We start from the raw sequence: 21,189 nt of genomic DNA on the forward strand, positions 1-21,189 counted from the left end.
CCTGATGTTCGCGGCCGCCGTACGGCTGTGGCCGCGCCTCGCACGGCGGGGATGGCGGTCCGTCACGGGCCGGATCGCCCTCGTCCTCGCGATCCAGGTGCTGACCCTCTCGGCCGTCGGCCTCGCGGCGAACCGCGCCTTCCTGATCTACGGCTCCTGGGCCGAGCTGGCCGGCCGGGAGAAGGCGCCGACCGTCAGCGGGCAGGACGCGGGCGGCACTTCGGCGCTGAAGGTGACCGGCCGGCAGAAGCCGTGGGTGCCCGGCGGCGAGAGCCGGCACCTGGGCGGCGAGATCGAGAAGGTCATGATCCAGGGGGAGCGCTCCAAGATCGCCACCCCGGCCTACGTGTACCTGCCGCCGGAGTACTTCCAGAAGGGGAACGAGCACCGGACCTTCCCGGCCGCCGTCGTCCTCACCGGGTTCCCCGGCACGGCGGAGAACCTGCTGAAGCCGCTGCCCTACCCCAAGACCGCGCTGGGCCTGGTCAAACAGAAGAAGATGAACCCGATGATCCTGGTGCTGATGCGGCCCACCGTCGCACCGCCGGTGAACACCCAGTGCGTCGACGTACCGGGCGGCCCGCAGACCGAGACGTTCTTCGGATCCGACCTCCCCAAGGCACTGGCCGGCGCCTACCGCATCGGGGCCGCCCCCCGCGGCCTCGGCATCATGGGCGACTCCACCGGCGGCTACTGCGCGCTGAAGATCGCCCTGCAGCACCCGGAGTCGTACGCGGCCGGCGTGGGGCTGTCCGCGGACTACGAGCCCGAGATCGACGAGGACTCCGGAGACCTCTTCCGCGGCAACGAGGAGGAGAAGAAGCGCTCCGACCTGCTGTGGAGCCTGGACCACCTGCCCCAGGGGAACACCTCCCTGCTCGTCACCACCTCGCTCCAGGGCGAGAGCAACTACCGTCCGACGCTGGAGTTCATCAAGAAGGTGAAGAGCCCCGCGCGCGTCTCCTCGATCACCCTCGACCGCGGCGGCCACAGCTTCAACACGTGGAACCGGGAGATCCCGCCGGCGCTGGAATGGCTCGGCGCCCGCCTCGCCGCCGGCTAGTGCTGTGACCGGCACCGCAAGCGTTCGGACGGCCACCAACCTCGGGGGAGTGACTCAGGTCCCTGAGGTGAGGGTGGCCGGGGTCGGGCCGGCCGGGCGGACCGTGATGCTGTACGCCGCCCCGCGCGGGACGGAGCGGAAGGCCGGGACGTGCGCGGGCAGCAGGTGCTCGAGCAGGACCGTCGACTCGCGCAGGGCGAACTGCAGCCCGAGACAGGCGCGGGGCCCGATGCCGAAGGGTACGTACCCGCCCGGGAGGGTCGGACGGCCGCCCGGGACGGTGAAGCGCAGCGGGTCGAAGCGCTCCGGGTCCGGCCACAGCACGGGGTCGCGGTGCGCGAGGTACGGGCAGACGACCACATCGGTGCCCGCCTCGATCGCGTAGCCGGCCAGGACGTCGTCCTCGACCGCGTGGCGCGGCAGGATCCACGCGGACGGGTACAGCCGCAGCGTCTCGCTGACCAGCGCTTGCACGGCCTCCCGCCGCTCCGCCGAGCCCGCGCCGCCCGCCGCCAGGGCCTGCTCGCGGGCCTGCGGATGCCGGTCCAGGAGCAGGTACAGCCAGGTCAGCGTGGAGGCCGTGGTCTCGTGACCGGCGACCAGGAGCGTGACCAGCTCGTCGCGGATCAGCCGGTCCGTGTACTCGGGCCGCTCGGCCGAAGCCTCCACCAACAGGTGCAGCAGGCCCGGCCCGTCGGGCCCGGCAGTGCCCCGGCGCGCGGCGGCGATCGCGTGCTCGGCGACGGCGTCGATCCGGGCCAGGTCCGCCGCGACGGCCTCCCCGGCGTCCGCGGTATCGGCCGGCAGCGTCGGCAGCGCCGCCACCACGGCCGCGACGGCGGCCAGTTCGCGCTCGGTGTCCGCGTCGAGCGGGTGTCCGGTCAAGGAGCGCCAGATGGTGTCGAGGGCGAAGCGCCGCATCTCCTCGCCGACGTCCAGGACCTGTCCGGAACGGGCGTACGCGGCCCAGCGCGCGGCGGTGGCCCGCGCGGCCCCGGCGATCCGCTGCTCGTAGCGGCGCATCCCGGTCCCGGTGAACTGCGACTGCAGGAGCCGCCGTTGCCGCTTCCACGCCTCCCCGGTCGCCGCGAGCACACCGTCGCCGATCAACAGGCGGGCGCGGTGCGACCGTTTGACGTACCGCTGAGGGTGCTGCGCCAGGCCGTGCTGCCCCCGTACTTGCGCCCCCACCAGGCCCGCCGGCACAGCCCGCAGCCCAGGCGCGGGCGCAGCCCCGTACACGGGCGCAGCCCTCAGCCCAGGCACGGGGCGCAGCCCCACAGCCCCGTACACGGGCGCAGCCCCGCGGCGCCCCCCAGCCCGCAAGCCGGGCGCGGGCACGACCCGCAAGCCGGGCGCGGGCACAGCCCCGTACACGGGCGCAGCCCGCAGCCCAGGCACGGGGCGCAGCCCCGCAGCCCCGTACACGGGCGCAGCCGCGCGGCGCCCGCCGACCTGCAGCCCGGGGCGCGGGCGCAGCCCCGCAGGCGAGGAGCGGGCACGGCCCTGTACACGGGCGCAGCCCCGCAAGCCTGACACGCGCGCGGCCCCGTACACCGGCGCAGCCGCGCGGCGCCCGCCGGCCCGCAGGCCGGGCGCGGGCGCAGCCCCGCAGGCCGGGCTCGGGGTCCGGGGCGGAGCCCCGGGGAACGGGCGAAGGGCGGGGAGGGGCAAGCCCCGCAGGGCCACGGCTCAGGCGGAAGTCCGCTTGCGCGGCGCCGCCTTCTTCGCAGCAGCGGCAGCAGCGCCCGTACCGGAGCCACCGGAGCCACCGGAGGCCGACTTCGCGGCACCCGCCTTCCCCGAGGCCGTCTTCTTCGCGGCGGCACCCGAGGTCGATGCCGAGGCCGAGGGCGCTGGACCGTTCCCCGCTCCTCCCGCGCCCTTGCACTCCGCTTCCCCTGCCCTGGTTCCCGTACGAGAGATCGAAGACGAACGCCATGAGACGTCACCACGCCCTGCCCCTGCTGGCCTCGCTGATTCCGCTGTCGCTGGTCCTGACCGCCTGCGGCGGCAGTTCTGCCGCCGACACCGGGGCCGGTTCCAAGGACGGCGCCAAGAGCGCCGCGAAGATCACACTCAACGTGGGTGACCAGAAGGGCGGTTCCGAATCGCTGCTGCGGGCCGCCGGCGAGCTGGACGAGCTCGGCTACGAGATCAAGTGGTCCACGTTCACGTCCGGACCGCCGCTGCTGGAGGCCGTCAACGCCAAGGCCGTCGACATCGGCAGCGTCGGCAACACCCCGCCCGTCTTCGCCGCCGCGGCCAAGTCGAAGATCACGGTGGTGGGTGCCACGCACGGTTCCTCCTCCGGCGAGGCGATCCTGGTGCCCAAGGACTCCCCCCTCCAGACCCCCGCCGAGCTGCGCGGCAAGAAGGTCGCGGTGGCGCAGGGCAGTTCGGCCCACTTCCAGCTGATCGCCAGCCTCCAGCAGGCCGGTCTGGCCCCGACCGACGTACAGATCACCCTGCTCCAGCCGGCCGACGCGCTGGCCGCCTTCAACAGCGGCAAGGTCGACGCCTGGGCCGTGTGGGACCCGTACACCTCGCAGGTGCTGCGTTCCGGCGCCCGCGTCCTGACCAGCGGCGAGGGGATCGTCAACGGGCTCGGCTTCCAGGTGGCGGCGCCCTCCGCGCTTGCGGACGAGGCGAAGTCCAAGGCCATCGGGGACCTCCTCGTGCGCCTCCAGCGCGCCCAGGAGTGGGTGTTCAAGCACCCGGAGGAGTGGGCCAAGGTCTGGTCGAAGGAGACCGGGCTGCCGTACGAGGTGGCTTTCGACGCGGTCAAGCGCAGCAACGGCACCCGGATCCCGGTCGCCATCGACGACGCGGCCGTCGCCTCGGAGCAGAAGATCGCCGACACCTTCACGGAGCTGAAGCTGATCCCGGGCAAGGTCGCCTTCAAGGACTTCGTCGACACCCGCTTCAACCGGGACCTGCCGCCCTCCACCACCCCCGCCCGCACGTACGGGAAGGAATCCTGATGACGGTACGACTGCACTGGTTCCTGCCGACCGGCGGCGACGGCCGCACCCTGGTCGACCGGCACGCCTACGCCGCCAACCACGCGGCGTCCGGGGTGCGCGAGCCCGACATCGAGTACCTCGCGCAGATCGCGAAGGCCGCCGAGCGGCTCGGCTTCGAGGCGGTGCTGACCCCGACCGGGACCTGGTGCGAGGACGCCTGGCTGACGACGGTTGCGCTCGCCCAGCACACCGAGCGGCTCAAGTTCCTGGTGGCCTTCCGGCCCGGGGTCATCTCGCCGACGCTGGCCGCGCAGATGGCGGCGACGTACCAGCGGATCACGCGCGGCCGACTGCTGCTCAACGTGGTGACGGGAGGCGACTCGGCGGAGCAGCGCCGCTTCGGGGACCACCTCGACCACGACCGGCGCTACGAGCGCACCGCCGAGTTCCTCGCGGTCGTACGGGGCGTCTGGGGCGAGCAGCCCTTCGACTTCCACGGCGAGCACTACCGGGTCGACGGCGGGCTCACGGCGGTGCCGCCGGACCCGCTGCCGGAGATCTTCTTCGGCGGGTCCTCGGCCGCGGCGGGCCCCGTGGCCGCCGAGCACGCGGACGTGTACCTGACGTGGGGCGAGCGGCCGCAGGAGGTGAAGGATAAGGTCGACTGGATCCGCTCGCTGGCCGAGGAGCGGGGGCGGACGGTCACGTTCGGCATCCGCCTCCACACCATCTCGCGGGATTCGGCGAAGGAGGCCTGGAGCGCGGCGGACCGGCTCCTCGCGGACCTGGACGACGCGTCCATCGCCACGGCGCAGTCGCTGCTGGGGGCGAGCGAGTCGGTGGGCCAGCAGCGGATGCTCGCCCTGCACGGCGGCTCGCGCGACAAGCTGGAGATCTCCCCCAACCTGTGGGCGGGTGTCGGCTTGGTGCGCGGTGGCGCGGGTACGGCGCTGGTCGGCAGCCACGGGGACGTGGCGGACCGGATCGAGGAGTACCACGCGCTCGGGATCGAGCACTTCGTGCTGTCGGGCTATCCGCACCTGGAGGAGGCGTACTGGTTCGGCGAGGGGGTGACCCCGGAGCTCGCGGCGCGCGGCCTGCTCGCGCCCTGACCCCGGAACCGGCGGGTGTCCCCGGTCCCGGGAAGATCTCGACGCCACCGCCAGTTGGTAGAACCGTGAACGAATTTGCGGTGCAGGGCGGACCGGCGGACGCGGACATGGGCGTGGGCGCGGACATGGGCGTGGGCGCGGACATGGGCGTGGACGTGGACGTGGTGGTCGTGGGCGCGGGTCAGGCGGGCCTCTCCAGCGCCCACCACCTGGCGCGGGCGGGCATGGGCCACGTGGTCTTGGACCACGCGCCGCGCCCCGGCGGCGCCTGGCAGTTCCGCTGGCCCTCGCTCACCTACGGCAAGGTCCACGGCATGCACGCGCTGCCCGGGATGGAGCTGACCGGAGCCGATCCGCTGCGGCCGTCCTCCGAGGTGGTCTCCGAGTACTTCGCCGCCTACGAGGACCGCTTCGACCTGCGCGTACGCCGCCCCGTGGACGTCACGGCCGTACGCGAGGGGGCGGGCGGCCGGCTGCTGGTGGAGTCACGGTCCGAGACCTGGTCGGCGCGGGCGCTGATCAACGCCACCGGAACCTGGGACCGGCCGTTCTGGCCGCGCCACCCGGGCCAGGAGACCTTCCGCGGCCGCCAGCTGCACACGGCGAACTACCCCGGGCCGCAGGAGTTCGCCGGAGCCCGGGTCGTGGTGGTGGGCGGCGGCACCTCGGCGGTGCAGCACCTGCTGGAGATCGCCGAGGTGGCGGCGGAGACCACCTGGGTCACCCGCCGGCCCCCGGTGTTCCGCGACGGGGACTTCGGCGAGGCCGAGGGCCGCGCGGCAGTGGCCCTGGTGGAGGACCGCGTCCGACGGGGACTGCCTCCGCAGAGCGTGGTCAGCGTCACCGGACTGCCCCTGAACGAGGCGGTCCGGGGCGGACTGGCATCGGGGGTCCTGGAGCGCCGTCCCGCTTTCGACCACCTCACGGCCACCGGGGTCGCCTGGGCGGACGGGAGCCGGGTGGAGGCGGACGTGATCGTCTGGGCCACCGGCTTCCGCCCGGCCATCGACCACCTGGCCCCGCTGCGCCTGCGCGAGCCCGGCGGCGGCATCCGGCTCGACGGCACCCGCGCGGTCCGCGACGAGCGGGTCCACCTGGTCGGCTACGGCCCTTCGGCGTCGACCATCGGCGCCAACCGCGCGGGCGGCGCCGCGGTCCGCGAGATCCACCGCCTCCTCACCCGCACCCCGGCGGCCGTCCGCAAGACTTAGGCCGTCTCTTTCGGATCTTGCCGGGCGTCGCGGGCCCGGCAAGATCCGAAAGAGACGGCCTAAGTCTTGCGGGAGGCGGACCGGAGGCGGTTGAACTCGGCCACGTGGCGCTTGTGTTCCTCGTAGGTCGCCGAGAAGCGGGTGTCCCCCTGCTTCACGGTGACGAAGAAGAGCCAGTCCCCGGGTGTCGGCGCGACCGCCGCCGCCATGGCCTCCAGGCCGGGGCTGTCGATCGGCGTCGGGGGCAGGCCCTGGCGCTCGTACGTGTTGAAGGGGCTGTCGATCTTCGTCTCGCTCAGCTTGGTGTCCACCGTGGCGCGGTTCAGCGCGTAGTTGATGGTGGAGTCCATCTGCAGCGGCATCGACTTCGCCAGCCGGTTGTGCACCACCCGGGCGACCTTGCCCATGTCGGCGCGGGTGTCGGCCTCCGCCTCGATGATGCTGGCGAGGGTGGCCGTCTGGTAGGGGGTCATCCCGTGGGCTCCGGCGCCGTCCGCGACGGCCTTGGTGGCGAGCTTCTCGTTGGCCGTCTCGACCATGTAGGCCAGCAGCGCGGCCGGCGTGGTTTTGGAGGTCACCGGATACGTGGCCGGGAAGAGGTACCCCTCCGGATTGCCCTTCGCCTCGGCCGGCAGGGGCAGTGCGGCCGTCGTTGCGGCCGCCTTGGCGGAGCCGGCCGGGAGCTTCAGCTCGCGGTCGATCGCGGCGTAGACCTGGGGGGCCCGCCAGCCCTCGGGGATCAGCAGCTGGCGCGGTTTCTCGGGCGCTTCCGCGCGGGGCAGCAGGGGAATCAGGACGGCTGCCCCGAGGCCCAGGAGCATGCCGAGGAAGAGCGCCAGCCGACCCCGGCGGGTGAGCCGGGAACGGCGCGGTGACGGCGGCCGGTTCTCATGACGCATACGGGAACGCTAACCCGCGAAGCGGCTCATTTCCGGCATCCAGCCCGTGCGCCGGTCATACGATCACACGTTCACCGGGGTCGGGTCGGCTCCTCGTAGCACCTCGGGCTTGAAGCCCCCGGGCTTGAGGTTCTCCTTCGCGAGCACGAGTCCCTCGGGCTTGAGCGCGGTCTCGGGCTTGAGCGCGGTCTCCGGCTTGAGCGCGGTCTCCCGGTCCCGGCGGACGAGGGCCGCATACCGGCCGTCGGCTGCCAGCAGCTCCTCGTGGGTCCCGCGCTCGGCGATCCGGCCTCCGTCGAGAACCACGATCTGGTCGACGTCGCGGACGGTGGAGAGGCGGTGGGCGATGGTGATGGTGGTGCGCCCCTGGGAGAGGTTGTCGATGGCGCGCTGCACGGCATGCTCGGTACGGGTGTCCAGTGCACTGGTGGCCTCGTCGAGGATCAGGACCGGAGGGTCGCGCAGGATCGTGCGCGCGATGGCCAGGCGCTGCTTCTCGCCGCCGGAGAAGCGGTATCCGCGCTCGCCGACCAGGGTGTCGTACCCGTCGGGCAGGGAGGCGATGTGCTCGTGGATCTGGGCCGCGCGGGCCGCTTCCACCATCTCCTCGTCGGTGGCGTCCGGCTTGGCGAAGCGCAGGTTGTCGGCCACGGAAGCGTGGAAGAGGTAGGTCTCCTGGGATACCACGCCGATGGAGCGGGCCAGCGAGTCGAAGTCGAGGTCGCGGACGTCCACCCCGTCGAGGGCGACCCGGCCGCCGGTGACGTCGTAGAGCCGGGGGACGAGGTAGCTCAGCGTGCTCTTGCCGGATCCGGTCGGGCCCACCACGGCCAGGGAGCCGCCGGCGGGGACGGTGATGTCGATGCCCGTCAGGGTGGGGCCGCTCTTGGCGTCGTACGCGAAGTGCACGTCTTCCAGACGGACCTCCCCCCTCGCGCGGTCGAGGCGGACGGGGTCCTCGCGCTCGGTGATGTCCACCGGCAGGTCGAGGTACTCGAAGATGCGGGCGAACAGGGCGAGGGAAGTCTGTATCTGGACGCCTGTCGACAGCAGGCTCACGGCGGGCCGGAACAGGCCCTGCTGGAGCGAGACGAAGGCGACGAGGGTGCCGACCGACAGCGAGGGCGTGCCGGTCTGCAGGGCCACGCCGGCCGCCCAGTAGATGAGGGCGGGCATGGCGGCCATGACGATGCCGATGGTCGACATCCGCCAGCGGCCGGCCATGCTGGAGCGCACTTCGAGGTCGACGAGCTGCTCGGACTCCTCGGCGAAGGACTTGGTGAGGGAGTCGGCGCGGCCCATCGTGCGGCCGAGCAGGATGCCGCTGACCGACAGGGACTCGGTGACCGTCGCGGCCATCGTGGCCATCTGCTTCTGGCGCTGCGCGGTGATCTTCTTGCGCTCGCGGCCGACCCGGCGGCTGATCCACACGAAGACGGGCAGCAGGAGCAGCGAGATGACCGTCAGCCGCCAGTCCAGCGCGAGCATCGCGACGACGGAGGCGATCACGGCCGTCGCGTTGGAGACGAGGGAGGTCGCCGTGGAGGTGACCGTCGCCTGCATGCCGCCGATGTCGTTGGCGATGCGGGACTGCACCTCGCCGGTGCGCGTGCGGGTGAAGAAGGCCAGGGGCATCCGCTGGAGCTGTGCGTAGACGGCGGTGCGCAGGTCGTGCATGACCCGCTGGCCGACCGTGGTGGATATCAGGGTCTGGAGCACGCCGAAGACGCTGGTGACGACGGCGGTCGCGATCATGCCGAGGGCGAGCAGGCTGAGCAGCCCGGTGCGGCCCTGCGGGATCGCGACGTCCAGGATCGCCTTGAGCAGGAACGGCGAAGCGACGCCGACCAGCGAGGAGGCGGCGACGAGCAGGCCGACGACGGCGAGGCGGCTGCGGTAGGGCCGGAAGAGGCCGACGATGCGGCGCAGCTCACGCGGCCGCTCGGCCGGGGAGGGACCGCTCGGGTCCAGGGATTCCTTCGATGGGGTCCACTCGGGTTCTTTGGGGCGCATGGGCCTCCTTCATGACAGCGGACGAGACTCGCATGAGCATAGCTCATTGTTACCTATACTCACAATGAATCTGGTCCTGATACTGTTCCCATTATGAGGACCGCAGCATGAGCACCGCTTCCGAGACCGACAGCACCGACGGCATCCTGGCCGAGCAGCTGCTGCGCCTGACCCGGCGCCTCCACCGCATCCAGAAACGCCATCTGGAGCCGCTCGGCATCACCCCGGCGCAGTCCCGCCTGCTGCGCACGGTCGCCCACCTCTCCGCCGTGCAGCCGCCCCGGATGGCCGACCTCGCCGCCCGGCTGGAGGTCGTGCCCCGGGCCGTGACCACGCTCGTCGACGGGCTGGAGAGCGCCGACTGCGTGCGCCGCGCGCCGGACCCCGCGAACCGCCGCGTCATAAGGATCGAGCTCACGGACACCGGCCGCGCCACGCTGCGCCGGCTGCGCAACGCGCGAACCGGCGCCGCAGAGGAGATCCTGGCTCCATTGACCGCCGATCAGCGCGAGGTGCTCGGCGGCCTGCTGAACGCTCTGGCGGACGCCCCGGCGGAGCGCGGCTGCTGACCTGGTGCGGAGCCGGCCACGCACGGGCCGGGGCTGCGCCGAACGGGTGAGCGCGCCGGAGCCCGAGCGAGTCCGAGCCCGTCGGAGGGACGCACATGCCGCTGCTGGAACCGAAGCCCGGGGCACTGCGCCCGCGCACCGTCAGCGGCCCCGCCCCCGACCGGGTGCCCGACCGGCGGGCGGGCGGGACCCCCGAGCCCCTGCGCCGGGAGCTGACCGAGCTGCTCGGCGCCGGCAAGGTGCTGGGAGACGTCTCCGACCTGGTCCGCTACGCCTCGGACGCCTCCCCGTACCGGTTCCTGCCCGAGGTCGTCGTGATCGCCGAGGACATCGACGACATCTCCGCCGTCCTGTCCTACGCCCACGGAAAACAGCGCGAGGTGGTCTTCCGCGCCGCCGGCACCTCGCTCAACGGCCAGGCCCAGGGCGAGGACATCCTGGTCGACGTCCGCCGCCACTGGGCCGGCGTCGAGGTCCTGGACGGCGGCCGCCGGGCCCGGATCCAGCCCGGCACCACCGTGCTGCGGGCCAACGCCGCGCTCGCCCGCCACGGCCGCGTGCTCGGCCCCGACCCGGCCAGCGCCATCGCCTGCACCCTCGGCGGAGTCGTCGCGAACAACGCCTCCGGCATGACGGCGGGCACCACGAGGAACTCGTACCGCACCCTGTCCTCGCTCACCTTCGTGCTGCCGAGCGGCACCGTCGTCGACACCGCCGACCCGCTGGCCGACGAGGAGCTGGCGCGGGCCGAGCCCGCCGTGTGCCACGGCCTCATGGAGATCAAGAGGGAGATCGAGGCCGATCCGGAGCTCGTCGCCCGCATCCGGGCCAAGTACGAGATCAAGAACACCACCGGCTACCGCCTGGACGCCTACCTCGACGGCAACACCCCCGTGGAGATCCTGCGCGGGCTGATGGTCGGCTCCGAGGGCACGCTCGGCTTCATCTCCGAAGTCGTCTTCGACACCCTGCCGCTGGACCGCGAGCTCACCAGCGGGCTGCTCTTCTTCCCCTCGCTGCCCGCCGCGGCGGCCGCCGTACCGCTCTTCAACGAGGCGGGGGCGCTGGCCGTCGAGCTGATGGACGGCAACACCCTGCGCGCCTCGGTGAGCGTCGCCGGCGTACCCGCCGACTGGGCCTCGCTGCCCAAGGACACCACCGCCCTGCTGGTGGAGTTCCGCGCGCCCGACGAGGCCGGGCGCGCGGAGTACGAGCGGCGCGCCGCGCGGGTGGCCGCCGGGCTGGACCTGGTGGCGCCGGTGGCCTCGGTGACCAATGCCTTCACCCGCGACGCGAAGACCATCTCCGGCCACTGGAAGGCCCGCAAGGCCTTCGTCACGGCCGTCGGCGGCGCCCGCGCCTCCGGCACCACCCTGATCACCGAGGATTTCGCCGTCCCCCCGTCCCGGCTGGCCGAGGCCTGCGAGGCCCTCCTCGAACTCCAGGCGGAGCACGGGTTCGACGCGGCCGTCGCCGGCCACGCCGCCCACGGCAACCTGCACTTCCTGCTCGCCTTCGACGCCGCCGAACCCGCCGACGTCGCCCGGTACGCCGCCTTCATGGACGCCTTCTGCCGGCTCACCGTGGAGCGCTTCGACGGCTCCCTGAAGGCCGAGCACTCCACCGGCCGCAACATGGCCCCCTTCCTGGAACTGGAGTGGGGGCCCCGGGCCACCGAGCTGATGTGGCGCACCAAGCGGGTCCTCGACCCCGACCTGGTGCTCGCCCCGCGGATCCTCCTCGACCGCGACCCGAAGGCGCACCTGCGCGGCCTGAAGACCATCCCGCGGGTGGAGGCGCTCGCCGACCCCTGCATCGAGTGCGGGTTCTGCGAACCGACCTGCCCCAGCGAGGACCTGACGACCACTCCGCGCCAGCGGATCGTGCTGCGCCGCGAGATGATGCGCCAGCAGCCCGGCTCCCCCGTGCTCGACGGGCTCCTCGGCGCCTACGGATACGACGCCGTGGACACCTGCGCCGGCGACTCCACCTGCAAGCTCGCCTGCCCCGTCGGCATCGACACCGGCGCCCTCATGAAGGAATTCCGCCACCGCCGGCACAGCCCGCGCGAGGAGCGTGCCGCGGAGCTCGCCGCCCGGCGGTTCCGGACGGTCGAAGCGGCCGCGCGGCTGGCCGTGGCCGCCGCCGACAAGATCACCGACACCGTCGGGGACCGCGTGCTGGAGGCCCTGACGGGAGCCGCGCGCAAGGCCGTACGACCGGACCTGGTCCCGGAGTGGCTGCCGCAGATCCCCGGCGCCGCGGCCCGCAGGCTCCCCGTGACCCGGCGGGTGGGCGCCGCGGCCGTGTACTACCCGGCCTGCGTCAACCGGATCTTCGGCGGACCCGACGGCATGGCCGGCCCCTCCCTGCCGGAGGCCGTGGTCGCGGTGTCGGAGCGGGCCGGGAAGCCGGTGTGGATCCCCCGGGACGTGACCGGCACCTGCTGCGCGACGATCTGGCACTCCAAGGGCTACGACGCGGGCAACCGCGTGATGGCCAACCGGATCGTGGCGGCAGCCTGGGGCTGGACGGCCGGCGGCCGGCTCCCGCTCGTGGTCGACGCGTCCTCCTGCACCCTGGGCATCGCCCACGAGGTGGTCCTCTACCTGACCGACGACAACCGGGCGCTCCACGCCGAGCTGCGGATCGTCGACTCCATCGTCTGGGCCGCCGAGGAGCTGCTGCCGCGCCTGGAGATCCGGCGCACGGTCGGCTCGGCGGTCCTCCACCCCACCTGCTCGATGCGGCACTTGGACGACGAGGGCAGCCTGCGGGCCGTGGCCGAGGCCTGCGCGGACGAGGTGGTGGTCCCGTACGACGCGGGGTGCTGCGCCTTCGCGGGCGACCGCGGCATGCTGCACCCGGAGCTGACGCGATCGGCGACGGCGCGCGAGGCGGCCGAGGTGACGGCGCGATGGTTCGACGCGCACCTGTCGGCGAACCGGATGTGCGAGGTGGGCATGGACCGGGCCACCGGTCGCAGCTACTACTCGGCGCTGCTGGAGCTGGAGCGCGCCACCCGCCCCTGACGCCCCAGGTCTTCACGCGGAAGGCTTCGGCCAACGGAAAATCGATTGCCCTGGACCGGTCCGGAACGCGAACCTTGCACGGTTTGGACCACTCGACGAGTCATGGGGCGTCATGCAGATCAGCGATCTTCCGTATCCGGACCCAGGGGTACCCGACGCTCGCTCCGGCCCCCGCTTCCTCTGGTGGCTGGGTCGGGGCCAACTCGGCGGACAGGCCAAAAGCCTGTGCTGGGGGCTCCTCCACTTCGGCGGCATCGCCGGACTGCCGTACGCCGTGGGCCTGGGCATCGACGCCGTCGTGGACCGCGACGGCGACCGGCTGCTCTGGGTCGGCGGCCTGATCGCGCTGCTCGGCGTCGCGATCTCGCTCGGCGACGCGATGCTGCACCGGACCGCCGTCACCAACTGGATCACCGCCGCCGCGCGCGTCCAGCAGCTGCTCGCCCGCAAGACCGCCGAGCTCGGCTCCGCGCTGACCCGGCGGGTCGCGGCGGGCGAGGTGGTGGCGGTCTCCACGGGGGACGTGGAGAAGATCGGCTGGTTCGTCGAGGCCGTCTCGCGCTTCCTGGCCGCCGCCCTGACCCTGGTCCTCGGCTGTGTCGTCCTGCTCTTCTACGCGCCCACGATCGGCGTGGTCGTGGCCCTCGGCATGCCGGTCCTCGCGCTCGCCGTCCTCCCCCTGCTGCCGCGCGCCACCCAGCGCGCCGACGTCCAGCGGGAGAAGGCGGGCCGGGCCACCGAGCTGGCCTCGGACACCGTGGCGGGCCTGCGGGTGCTGCGCGGCATCGGCGGCGAGGAGCTCTTCCTCAGCCGCTACCGCGAGGCCTCGCAGGAGGTCCGCAAGGCGGCCGTGCGCAGTGCCCGGATGTGGGCGCTGATCTCCGCGATCCAGGTGCTGCTGCCGGGCGTGCTGCTGATCACGGTGGTCTGGTACGGGTCCGCGCTCGTCCTGGACGGCCGGCTCGCGGTCGGCGAACTCGTCGCCGCCTTCAGCGCCGTCGCCACCATGCTCTACCCGCTGCGGCACTTCGAGGAGATCGCGATGGCGTACTCCTTCTCGCGGCCCTCCGCCAAGCGGGCCGCCCGGGTGCTGTCGCTGACGCGGACGGACCCGGACACGCATGCGAACACGGACACGGACGCGGACGCGGGCAAGGACGCGGCGGGCTCCGGCTCCGCGCGGCCGCCCGCCCCCGGCGGCGACCTGTACGACCCGGAGACGGGGCTGCTCGTCCCGGCGGGCCGGTTCACGGCCGTGGTGTGCGGGGACCCGGACCTGGCGGGCCGGCTCGCGGAGCGGCTGGGCGGGCATCCGATGGACGCCGCGGCCGGCCCCTCCGTCCTGCTGGGCGGGGTCGCGCTGGACGAGCTCGCGCTCGACACGGCACGCACGCTGGTCCTCGTACAGGACAAGGACCCGGTCCTGCTGTCCGGGACGCTGCGCGAGCTGTTCGACGTACCGGCCTCCGGCGCGGTCGACCCGCGCGAGGCCCTCGCGGCGGCCCAGTGCACGGACGTACTGGACGCCCTGCTGCAGTCCGCCCCCGACGGGGTGGACGACCCGATGGACGCCCGGATCACCGAGCGCGGCCGGTCGCTGTCCGGCGGCCAGCGCCAGCGGCTCGCCCTGGCGCGCTCGCTGGTCACCGACCCCGAGGTGCTGGTGCTGGACGAGCCGACCTCCGCGGTCGACTCGCACACCGAGGCGCGGATCGCGGACGGGATCTCTGACCTGCGCGCCGGGCGCACGACGGTGGTGCTGGCGTCCTCGCCGCTGCTGCTGGACCGCGCCGACCGGGTCGTCCTCGTCCACGAGGGCTCGGTCGTGGCGAGCGGCACCCACCGCGAGCTGTTGCACGGCGATCCGCGCTACCGCGCGGTCGTCACCCGCGAGACCGAGGACGAACAGCGGCTCTCGCACAGGGAATCCGTACTGACAGAGATCGAGGAATCCGCATGATCGGCGTGGCGCCGCCGCAATACGATCCGGCGGCCCCCGAAACGGCAGCGACCCTGCCCGTGGGCACGTCGGCGACCGTACGGGACTACGTGCGCGGCCTGTTCCGCCGCCACCGGCGGGCCTTCGTGGCCCTGGTGGCGGTCAACACGGTCGCGGTGGTCGCCTCCATGGTGGGCCCGTACCTGCTGGGCCAGGTGGTGGACCAGCTCACGGAGGGAGCCCGCGAACTCCATCTGGGGCGCGTGGGGCTGCTGTTCGCGCTGGCACTCGGTGTCCAGACCCTGTTCGTCCGGATGGTCCGGCTGCGCGGGGCGATGCTCGGCGAGGAGATGCTGGCCGACCTGCGCGAGGACTTCCTCGTGCGGTCGGTGGGCCTGCCGCCGGGCGTCCTGGAGCGCGCGGGCACCGGAGACCTGCTCTCGCGGATCACCACCGACATCGACCGGCTGGCCAACGCGATGCGCGAGGCCGTGCCGCAGCTGGCGATCGGCGTGGTCTGGGCGGGGCTGCTCTACGGAGCGCTCGCCGTGACCGCCCCGCCGCTGGCGCTGGCGGCGCTGGTGGCGCTTCCGGTCATGGTGATCGGCTGCCGCTGGTACTTCAAGCGGGCGCCCCGGGCCTACCGTTCGGAGGCCGCCGGCTACGCCGCGGTCGCGGCGGTGCTCACCGAGACGGTGGACGCGGGCCGCACCATCGAGGCGCACCGCCTCGGCGGGCGCCGGATCGAGCTGTCGGACCAGCGGATCAAGGAGTGGACGGCGTGGGAGCGGTACACGCTGTTCCTGCGGACGGTCCTCTTCCCCGTCATCAACGTCACGTACGTGACGATCCTCGGCTCGGTGCTGATGATCGGCGGGTACTGCGTGATCCAGGGCTGGATGTCGGTGGGCCAGCTGACCACCGGCGCGCTGCTCGCGCAGATGATGGTCGACCCGATCGGCCTGATCCTGCGCTGGTACGACGAGTTGCAGATCGCGCAGGTCTCGCTGGCCCGGCTGGTGGGCGTGCGGGAGATCGAGCCGGACGCGGGGGACGCCTCGCTCTCCCCGGACGGCCGCGACGTCCGGGCGGACCAGGTGCACTTCGGCTACCGGGAGGGCGTCGACGTCCTGCACCAGGTGTCGATGTCGGTGCCGCCGGGCACCCGGATGGCCCTGGTCGGGCCCTCGGGCGCGGGCAAGTCGACGCTGGGCCGGCTGCTGGCGGGCATCTACGCGCCCCGGACCGGCGAGATCACCCTCGGTGGGGCGCGCCTGTCGCGGATGCCGGCGGAGCGGGTGCGCCAGCACGTGGCCCTGGTCAACCAGGAGCACCACGTGTTCGTGGGCTCGCTGCGCGACAACCTGCGCCTCGCCCGTTCGGAGGCCGGGGACGAGGAGCTGTGGGAGGCGCTCGGCGCGGTCGACGCGCAGGACTGGGCGCGGGCGCTGGACTCCGGTCTGGACACCGAGGTCGGCTCGGGCGCCGCGGCGCTGACTCCGGCGCAGGCCCAGCAGATCGCGCTGGCCCGGCTGGTGCTGGCGGATCCGCACACCCTGGTGCTGGACGAGGCCACCTCGCTGCTGGACCCGCGCGCGGCCCGGCACCTGGAGCGTTCGCTGGCCCGGGTGCTGGACGGCCGTACGGTGATCGCGATCGCGCACCGGCTGCACACCGCGCACGACGCGGACGTGATCGCGGTGGTCGAGGGCGGGCGGATCAGCGAGCTCGGCTCGCATGACGCCCTGGTCGCGGCGGACGGCGCGTACGCCGCCCTGTGGCGCTCCTGGCACGGGTGACCCGCCCCCGGGTCCTGTGCCGGTGCACGTACGAGGCCCCGTGTTCCCCCGCGACCGCGGGGGAACACGGGGCCTCGATGCGAAAGCCGGAGGAAGCGGAGGAACCGGAGGCCCCTTCCGGTCACAGCACTAGAAGAGGCCGAGGGCCGAGGCTCCGCCGACGCCGCCGAGCAGCATGAACACCGGCATGAGGAGCTTGAGCTCCACCCAGCTGCCGGCGCGGAAGCGCATCATCTTGGGCGGGCCGATCGGGTACCAGCGCTTGCCCGCGATGGGCAGGGGCCACAGGATCGGGCAGCCGGAGACGGTCAGGGCGTCGCCGATGTCGTGGACCAGGGCGCCGAGCACGATCGGCAGGCCGAGCCACAGGTACTCCTGGCCGGGGCCGGTGAAGAGCCAGCCGGAGCCGTTGCCGGGCTGGTCGAGCACCCCGGCCAGTATCCAGGCGCTGGTCGCGCCGAGCAGCCAGACCAGGACGTCGCTGGACATGCGGGCGGCCCGCCACAGCAGGCCTTCGACGGCCAGGACCAGGTGGACGAAGAGCAGTGCGAGCACGCCCCACCGGTCGGCGGTGACGGCGAGCGCGGAGGAGCCCGCGCCGATCAGGACGGCCCAGACCCAGGTGTGGGTCAAGGTGCGGTGGCCGCCGGTGCGGCGGGCGTCGCGCGGGGCCCGGGTGGCCTTGTAGACCCCGTAGGAGATCTTGTCGACCACCTCGCAGAGGCCGCGCGAGAGCGGGCCGAAGGCCCGGGAGATCGTCGCCGACTTGTGGTCGAGGTCGGGGGCGAGTGCGGCTCCGGCGCAGATCAGCGCGCCGACGACGAGGACGGGCCAGGGCATCGGGTGCCCGGAGGCCGCGGCTGCCGCGCCCACCCCCAGCCAGGCCGCTGCCCCGGACAGTGAGTGCGCCGGACCCATCATGGTCGTTCCCCGCCCCGGTGGTGTGCTGGTCGGGCCCTGCCGACGGTGTCGTTCGGGCCGCATCGACGGCACAGCGTACCGTCGATGATCTTCCATCCGTCCGCCGGTTCCCTCATCCGGGGGGAAGCCAGGCAAGATGGGGGGTGTGACCCTCATTGATCAGCTCCCGCCGAACGCCGACCCCGATGCCCTCTTCGAGGCTTTCTCCTCGTGGGCGGAGGACCAGGGCATCACCCTGTACCCGGCGCAGGAGGAAGCGCTGATCGAGGTCGTCTCGGGCGCGAACGTGATCCTGTCCACCCCGACGGGCTCGGGCAAGAGCCTGGTCGCGGCGGGCGCGCACTTCACCGCGCTGGCCCAGGACAAGGTCACCTTCTACACCGCCCCCATCAAGGCGCTGGTCTCCGAGAAGTTCTTCGACCTCTGCAAGCTCTTCGGCACCGAGAACGTCGGCATGCTGACCGGCGACGCCTCGGTGAACTCGGACGCCCCGGTGATCTGCTGCACCGCCGAGGTGCTGGCCTCGATCGCCCTGCGCGACGGCAAGTACGCCGACATCGGCCAGGTCGTGATGGACGAGTTCCACTTCTACGCGGAGGCGGACCGCGGCTGGGCCTGGCAGATCCCGATCCTGGAACTGCCGCAGGCGCAGTTCGTGCTGATGTCCGCGACGCTCGGCGACATGAAGCGGTTCGAGGAGGACCTGACCCGGCGCACCGGCCGGCCCACCACGGTGGTCCGCTCCGCGACCCGGCCCGTCCCGCTGTCGTACGAGTACGTCACGACGCCGATCACCGACACCATCACCGAGCTGCTGGAGACCCGGCAGGCCCCGGTCTACATCGTGCACTTCACGCAGGCGCAGGCCGTCGAGCGGGCACAGTCGCTGATGAGCATCAACATGTGCACCCGCGAGGAGAAGGACAAGATCGCCGAGCTGATCGGCAACTTCCGCTTCACCACCAAGTTCGGCCAGAACCTCTCGCGCTACGTCCGCCACGGCATCGGCGTGCACCACGCGGGCATGCTGCCCAAGTACCGCCGCCTGGTGGAGAAGCTGGCCCAGGCCGGCCTGCTGAAGGTCATCTGCGGCACCGACACCCTCGGCGTCGGCGTCAACGTCCCGATCCGTACGGTGCTGTTCACCGCGCTGACCAAGTACGACGGCACCCGGGTCCGCACGCTGCGCGCCCGCGAGTTCCACCAGATCGCCGGCCGAGCGGGCCGGGCCGGCTTCGACACCGCCGGCTATGTGGTGGCCCAGGCGCCCGAGCACGTGATCGAGAACGAGAAGGCCCTGGCGAAGGCGGGCGACGACCCGAAGAAGCGCCGCAAGGTGGTCCGCAAGAAGGCTCCCGAGGGCTTCGTCGCCTGGTCGGACACCACCTTCGAGAAGCTCATCGGCGCCGACCCGGAGGCGCTGACCTCGCGCTTCAAGGTCACCAACATCATGCTCCTGTCGGTCATCGCCCGGCCCGGCGACGCCTTCAAGGCGATGCGCCACCTGCTCGAGGACAACCACGAGCCGCGCAAGGCCCAGCTGCGCCACATCCGCCGGGCCATCGCCATCTACCGCTCGCTGCTGGACGGCGGTGTCGTCGAGAAGCTCGACACCCCCGACGCCGAGGGCCGCACGATCCGCCTCACCGTCGACCTCCAGCAGGACTTCGCGCTGAACCAGCCGCTGTCCACCTTCGCGCTCGCCTCCTTCGACCTGCTGGACCCGGAGTCCCCCTCCTACGCGCTGGACATGGTCTCGGTCGTCGAGTCCACGCTCGACGACCCGCGCCAGATCCTCGCGGCCCAGCAGAACAAGGAACGCGGGATCATGGTCGGCCAGATGAAGGCCGACGGGATCGAGTACGAGGAGCGGATGGAGCGGCTCCAGGACGTCACCTATCCCAAGCCGCTCGAAGAGCTCCTCCTGCACGCCTACGACGTGTACAGCAAGAGCCACCCGTGGGTCCGCGACCACCCGGTCTCCCCGAAGTCGATCATCCGCGACATGTACGAACGCGCGATGACCTTCACCGAGTTCACCTCCTTCTACGAACTCGCCCGCACCGAGGGCATCGTGCTGCGCTACCTGGCCGGTGCCTTCAAGGCGCTGGACCACACGATCCCCGACGACCTCAAGTCCGAGGACCTCCAGGACCTCATCGCCTGGCTCGGCGAGCTGGTCCGCCAGGTCGACTCCAGCCTGCTCGACGAGTGGGAGCAGCTGGCGAACCCGGAGGTGGAGACGGCGGAGCAGGCCCAGGAGAGGGCCGACCAGGTCAAGCCGGTCACAGCGAACGCCCGCGCCTTCCGCGTCCTGGTCCGCAACGCCATGTTCCGCCGTGTCGAGCTGGCCGCCCTGGACCACGTCAACGTGCTGGGCGAGCTGGACGGGGACTCCGGCTGGGACGCCGACGCCTGGGGCGAAGCGCTGGACGGCTATTGGGACGAGTACGACGACCTGGGCACCGGCCCCGACGCGCGCGGCCCCAAGCTGCTCCAGATCGAGGAGGATGCGGCGCACGGCCTGTGGCGCGTCCGCCAGACCTTCGCGGACCCCAACGGGGACCATGGCTGGGGCATCAGCGCCGAGGTCGACCTGGCCGCCTCCGACGAGGAGGCCCGGGCCGTCATCCGCGTCACCTCGGTGGGCGAGCTCGGCCAGCTCTGACCTCCCCCGGACCCCGTCCGGGCGGGGGCCCTGCCCGCAACCGACCGGCGCCACCGTGGCCGCCGGGCCCGACAGTGGAGATCCTCTGATGACGAACCCCGCCGAGAGGCTGGTCGATCTGCTCGACCTGGAGCAGATCGAGGTCAACATCTTCCGGGGCGCGAGCCCCCAGGAGTCCCTCCAGCGCGTCTTCGGCGGCCAGGTCGCCGGCCAGGCGCTGGTGGCGGCCGGCCGCACCACCGAGAGCGACCGGCCCGTCCACTCCCTCCACGCGTACTTCCTGCGCCCCGGCATCCCCGGGGTGCCGATCGTGTACCAGGTGGAGCGGGTGCGCGACGGGCGCTCCTTCACCACGCGCCGGGTCACCGCGGTCCAGCAGGGCAAGACCATCTTCAATCTGACCGCCTCCTTCCATCACCCGGAGGAGGGCAGCATCGAGCACCAGCTGCCTCCCCGCCTCGACTTCCCGCACCCGGACACGCTCCCGAAGGTCGTGGACGAGATCCGCGAGCACCTGGGCGCACTGCCCGAGGCGCTGGAGCGGATGGCCCGCCGCCAGCCCTTCGACATCCGCTACGTGGACCGGCTCCGCTGGACCCCCGAGCAGCTCAAGGACGCCGATCCGCGCAGCGCGGTGTGGATGCGCGCCGTCGGCCCGCTGGGCGACGACCCGCTCGTGCACACCTGCGCCCTCACCTACGCCAGTGACATGACCCTCCTCGACGCCGTGCGCATCCCCGTGGAGCCCCTGTGGGGCATGCGCGGTTTCGACATGGCCTCCCTGGACCACGCCATGTGGTTCCACCGGCCCTTCCGGACGGACGAGTGGTTCCTGTACGACCAGGAGTCGCCCATCGCGCACGGTGGCCGGGGCCTGGCGCGCGGCCGCATCTACGACCTCGAGGGCAGGCTGCTGGTCTCCGTGGTCCAGGAGGGTCTCTTCCGGCCGTACGGCGCGAAGGACGGCACGCCGGCCGTGTCGCCGCAGTAGACCGGA

At 72.6% G+C, this 21,189-nt stretch carries 14 protein-coding genes; 10 read left to right on the forward strand and 4 right to left on the reverse strand.

Going from position 1 to position 21,189, the window contains the following annotated elements; genetic code table 11:
* The first annotated feature begins 4 nt into the window (after nucleotides 1-4).
* The gene (locus DRB96_RS20945; RefSeq protein WP_112453601.1) at nucleotides 5-1,063 is read left to right on the forward strand and encodes an alpha/beta hydrolase-fold protein; all 1,059 of its coding nucleotides are present in this window, start codon (nucleotides 5-7) and stop codon (nucleotides 1,061-1,063) included.
* A 54-nt stretch (nucleotides 1,064-1,117) separates the two neighbouring features.
* Here DRB96_RS20945 and DRB96_RS20950 read toward each other — a convergent pair whose 3' ends face one another.
* Nucleotides 1,118-2,269 (reverse strand): cytochrome P450, encoded by a 1,152-nt coding sequence (locus DRB96_RS20950; protein ID WP_239517749.1) that lies wholly within the window; start codon nucleotides 2,267-2,269, stop codon nucleotides 1,118-1,120.
* Between the two features lie 734 nt (nucleotides 2,270-3,003).
* Here DRB96_RS20950 and DRB96_RS20955 point away from each other — a divergent pair.
* The 3 genes from DRB96_RS20955 (at nucleotide 3,004) to DRB96_RS20965 (ending at nucleotide 6,352) form a co-directional block, all read left to right on the forward strand.
* Nucleotides 3,004-4,047, forward strand: a complete 1,044-nt coding sequence (locus tag DRB96_RS20955) for an ABC transporter substrate-binding protein (RefSeq protein ID WP_112449836.1) — start codon at nucleotides 3,004-3,006, stop codon at nucleotides 4,045-4,047.
* On the forward strand, nucleotides 4,047-5,141 hold the full coding sequence (locus DRB96_RS20960; RefSeq protein ID WP_112449837.1) for an LLM class flavin-dependent oxidoreductase: 1,095 nt from the start codon (nucleotides 4,047-4,049) through the stop codon (nucleotides 5,139-5,141). The genes DRB96_RS20955 and DRB96_RS20960 overlap by 1 nt, the downstream gene beginning before the upstream one ends.
* A 143-nt stretch (nucleotides 5,142-5,284) precedes the next feature.
* A complete protein-coding gene (locus DRB96_RS20965) occupies nucleotides 5,285-6,352 on the forward strand; it encodes an NAD(P)-binding domain-containing protein (protein ID WP_112453603.1) in 1,068 nt (355 codons plus the stop codon).
* A gap of 59 nt (nucleotides 6,353-6,411) precedes the next feature.
* On the opposite strand, the gene mltG is transcribed toward DRB96_RS20965, so the two are convergent.
* Complete coding sequence (gene mltG, locus DRB96_RS20970) at nucleotides 6,412-7,251, reverse strand: endolytic transglycosylase MltG (protein ID WP_112449838.1); 840 nt, start codon at nucleotides 7,249-7,251, stop codon at nucleotides 6,412-6,414.
* Between the two features lie 63 nt (nucleotides 7,252-7,314).
* Nucleotides 7,315-9,264 (reverse strand): ABC transporter ATP-binding protein, encoded by a 1,950-nt coding sequence (locus tag DRB96_RS20975; RefSeq protein WP_239516273.1) that lies wholly within the window; start codon nucleotides 9,262-9,264, stop codon nucleotides 7,315-7,317.
* A 107-nt stretch (nucleotides 9,265-9,371) separates the two neighbouring features.
* Between DRB96_RS20975 and DRB96_RS20980 the strand changes: the two genes are divergently transcribed.
* The 4 genes from DRB96_RS20980 (at nucleotide 9,372) to DRB96_RS20995 (ending at nucleotide 16,603) form a co-directional block, all read left to right on the forward strand.
* Nucleotides 9,372-9,833 carry a MarR family transcriptional regulator gene (locus tag DRB96_RS20980; protein WP_112449839.1) on the forward strand — a complete coding sequence of 154 codons (462 nt, stop codon included), beginning with the start codon at nucleotides 9,372-9,374 and terminating at the stop codon, nucleotides 9,831-9,833.
* Nucleotides 9,834-9,928: 95 nt separating this feature from the next.
* Entirely contained in the window at nucleotides 9,929-12,865 is a 2,937-nt protein-coding gene (locus tag DRB96_RS20985) for an FAD-binding and (Fe-S)-binding domain-containing protein (RefSeq protein ID WP_112449840.1), read from the forward strand.
* 112 nt (nucleotides 12,866-12,977) lie between these two features.
* Entirely contained in the window at nucleotides 12,978-14,825 is a 1,848-nt protein-coding gene (locus DRB96_RS20990) for an ABC transporter ATP-binding protein (protein ID WP_112449841.1), read from the forward strand.
* Complete coding sequence (locus tag DRB96_RS20995) at nucleotides 14,822-16,603, forward strand: ABC transporter ATP-binding protein (RefSeq protein ID WP_112449842.1); 1,782 nt, start codon at nucleotides 14,822-14,824, stop codon at nucleotides 16,601-16,603. The genes DRB96_RS20990 and DRB96_RS20995 overlap by 4 nt, the downstream gene beginning before the upstream one ends.
* A 129-nt stretch (nucleotides 16,604-16,732) precedes the next feature.
* Here the strand turns inward: DRB96_RS20995 and DRB96_RS21000 are convergent, their stop codons facing one another.
* Entirely contained in the window at nucleotides 16,733-17,524 is a 792-nt protein-coding gene (locus DRB96_RS21000; protein WP_112449843.1) for a metal-dependent hydrolase, read from the reverse strand.
* Nucleotides 17,525-17,669: 145 nt separating this feature from the next.
* Between DRB96_RS21000 and DRB96_RS21005 the strand changes: the two genes are divergently transcribed.
* Complete coding sequence (locus DRB96_RS21005; protein WP_112449844.1) at nucleotides 17,670-20,192, forward strand: DEAD/DEAH box helicase; 2,523 nt, start codon at nucleotides 17,670-17,672, stop codon at nucleotides 20,190-20,192.
* Nucleotides 20,193-20,280: 88 nt separating this feature from the next.
* The gene (locus DRB96_RS21010) at nucleotides 20,281-21,183 is read left to right on the forward strand and encodes an acyl-CoA thioesterase II (protein WP_112449845.1); all 903 of its coding nucleotides are present in this window, start codon (nucleotides 20,281-20,283) and stop codon (nucleotides 21,181-21,183) included.
* Nucleotides 21,184-21,189 lie beyond the last annotated feature (6 nt).

The organism is Streptomyces sp. ICC1, assembly GCF_003287935.1.
GTDB lineage: Bacteria > Actinomycetota > Actinomycetes > Streptomycetales > Streptomycetaceae > Streptomyces > Streptomyces tritrimontium.

Bases quoted from the DNA above. Each gene is read 5' to 3' on its own strand.
- DRB96_RS20945 (WP_112453601.1), top strand. From the start codon at position 5: ATGTTCGCGGCCGCCGTACGGCTGTGGCCGCGCCTCGCACGGCGGGGA.
- DRB96_RS20955 (WP_112449836.1), top strand. From the start codon at position 3,004: ATGAGACGTCACCACGCCCTGCCCCTGCTGGCCTCGCTGATTCCGCTG.
- DRB96_RS20960 (WP_112449837.1), top strand. From the start codon at position 4,047: ATGACGGTACGACTGCACTGGTTCCTGCCGACCGGCGGCGACGGCCGC.
- DRB96_RS20965 (WP_112453603.1), top strand. From the start codon at position 5,285: ATGGGCGTGGACGTGGACGTGGTGGTCGTGGGCGCGGGTCAGGCGGGC.
- mltG (WP_112449838.1), bottom strand. From the start codon at position 7,251: ATGCGTCATGAGAACCGGCCGCCGTCACCGCGCCGTTCCCGGCTCACC.
- DRB96_RS20975 (WP_239516273.1), bottom strand. From the start codon at position 9,264: ATGCGCCCCAAAGAACCCGAGTGGACCCCATCGAAGGAATCCCTGGAC.
- DRB96_RS20980 (WP_112449839.1), top strand. From the start codon at position 9,372: ATGAGCACCGCTTCCGAGACCGACAGCACCGACGGCATCCTGGCCGAG.
- DRB96_RS20985 (WP_112449840.1), top strand. From the start codon at position 9,929: ATGCCGCTGCTGGAACCGAAGCCCGGGGCACTGCGCCCGCGCACCGTC.
- DRB96_RS20990 (WP_112449841.1), top strand. From the start codon at position 12,978: ATGCAGATCAGCGATCTTCCGTATCCGGACCCAGGGGTACCCGACGCT.
- DRB96_RS20995 (WP_112449842.1), top strand. From the start codon at position 14,822: ATGATCGGCGTGGCGCCGCCGCAATACGATCCGGCGGCCCCCGAAACG.
- DRB96_RS21000 (WP_112449843.1), bottom strand. From the start codon at position 17,524: ATGATGGGTCCGGCGCACTCACTGTCCGGGGCAGCGGCCTGGCTGGGG.
- DRB96_RS21010 (WP_112449845.1), top strand. From the start codon at position 20,281: ATGACGAACCCCGCCGAGAGGCTGGTCGATCTGCTCGACCTGGAGCAG.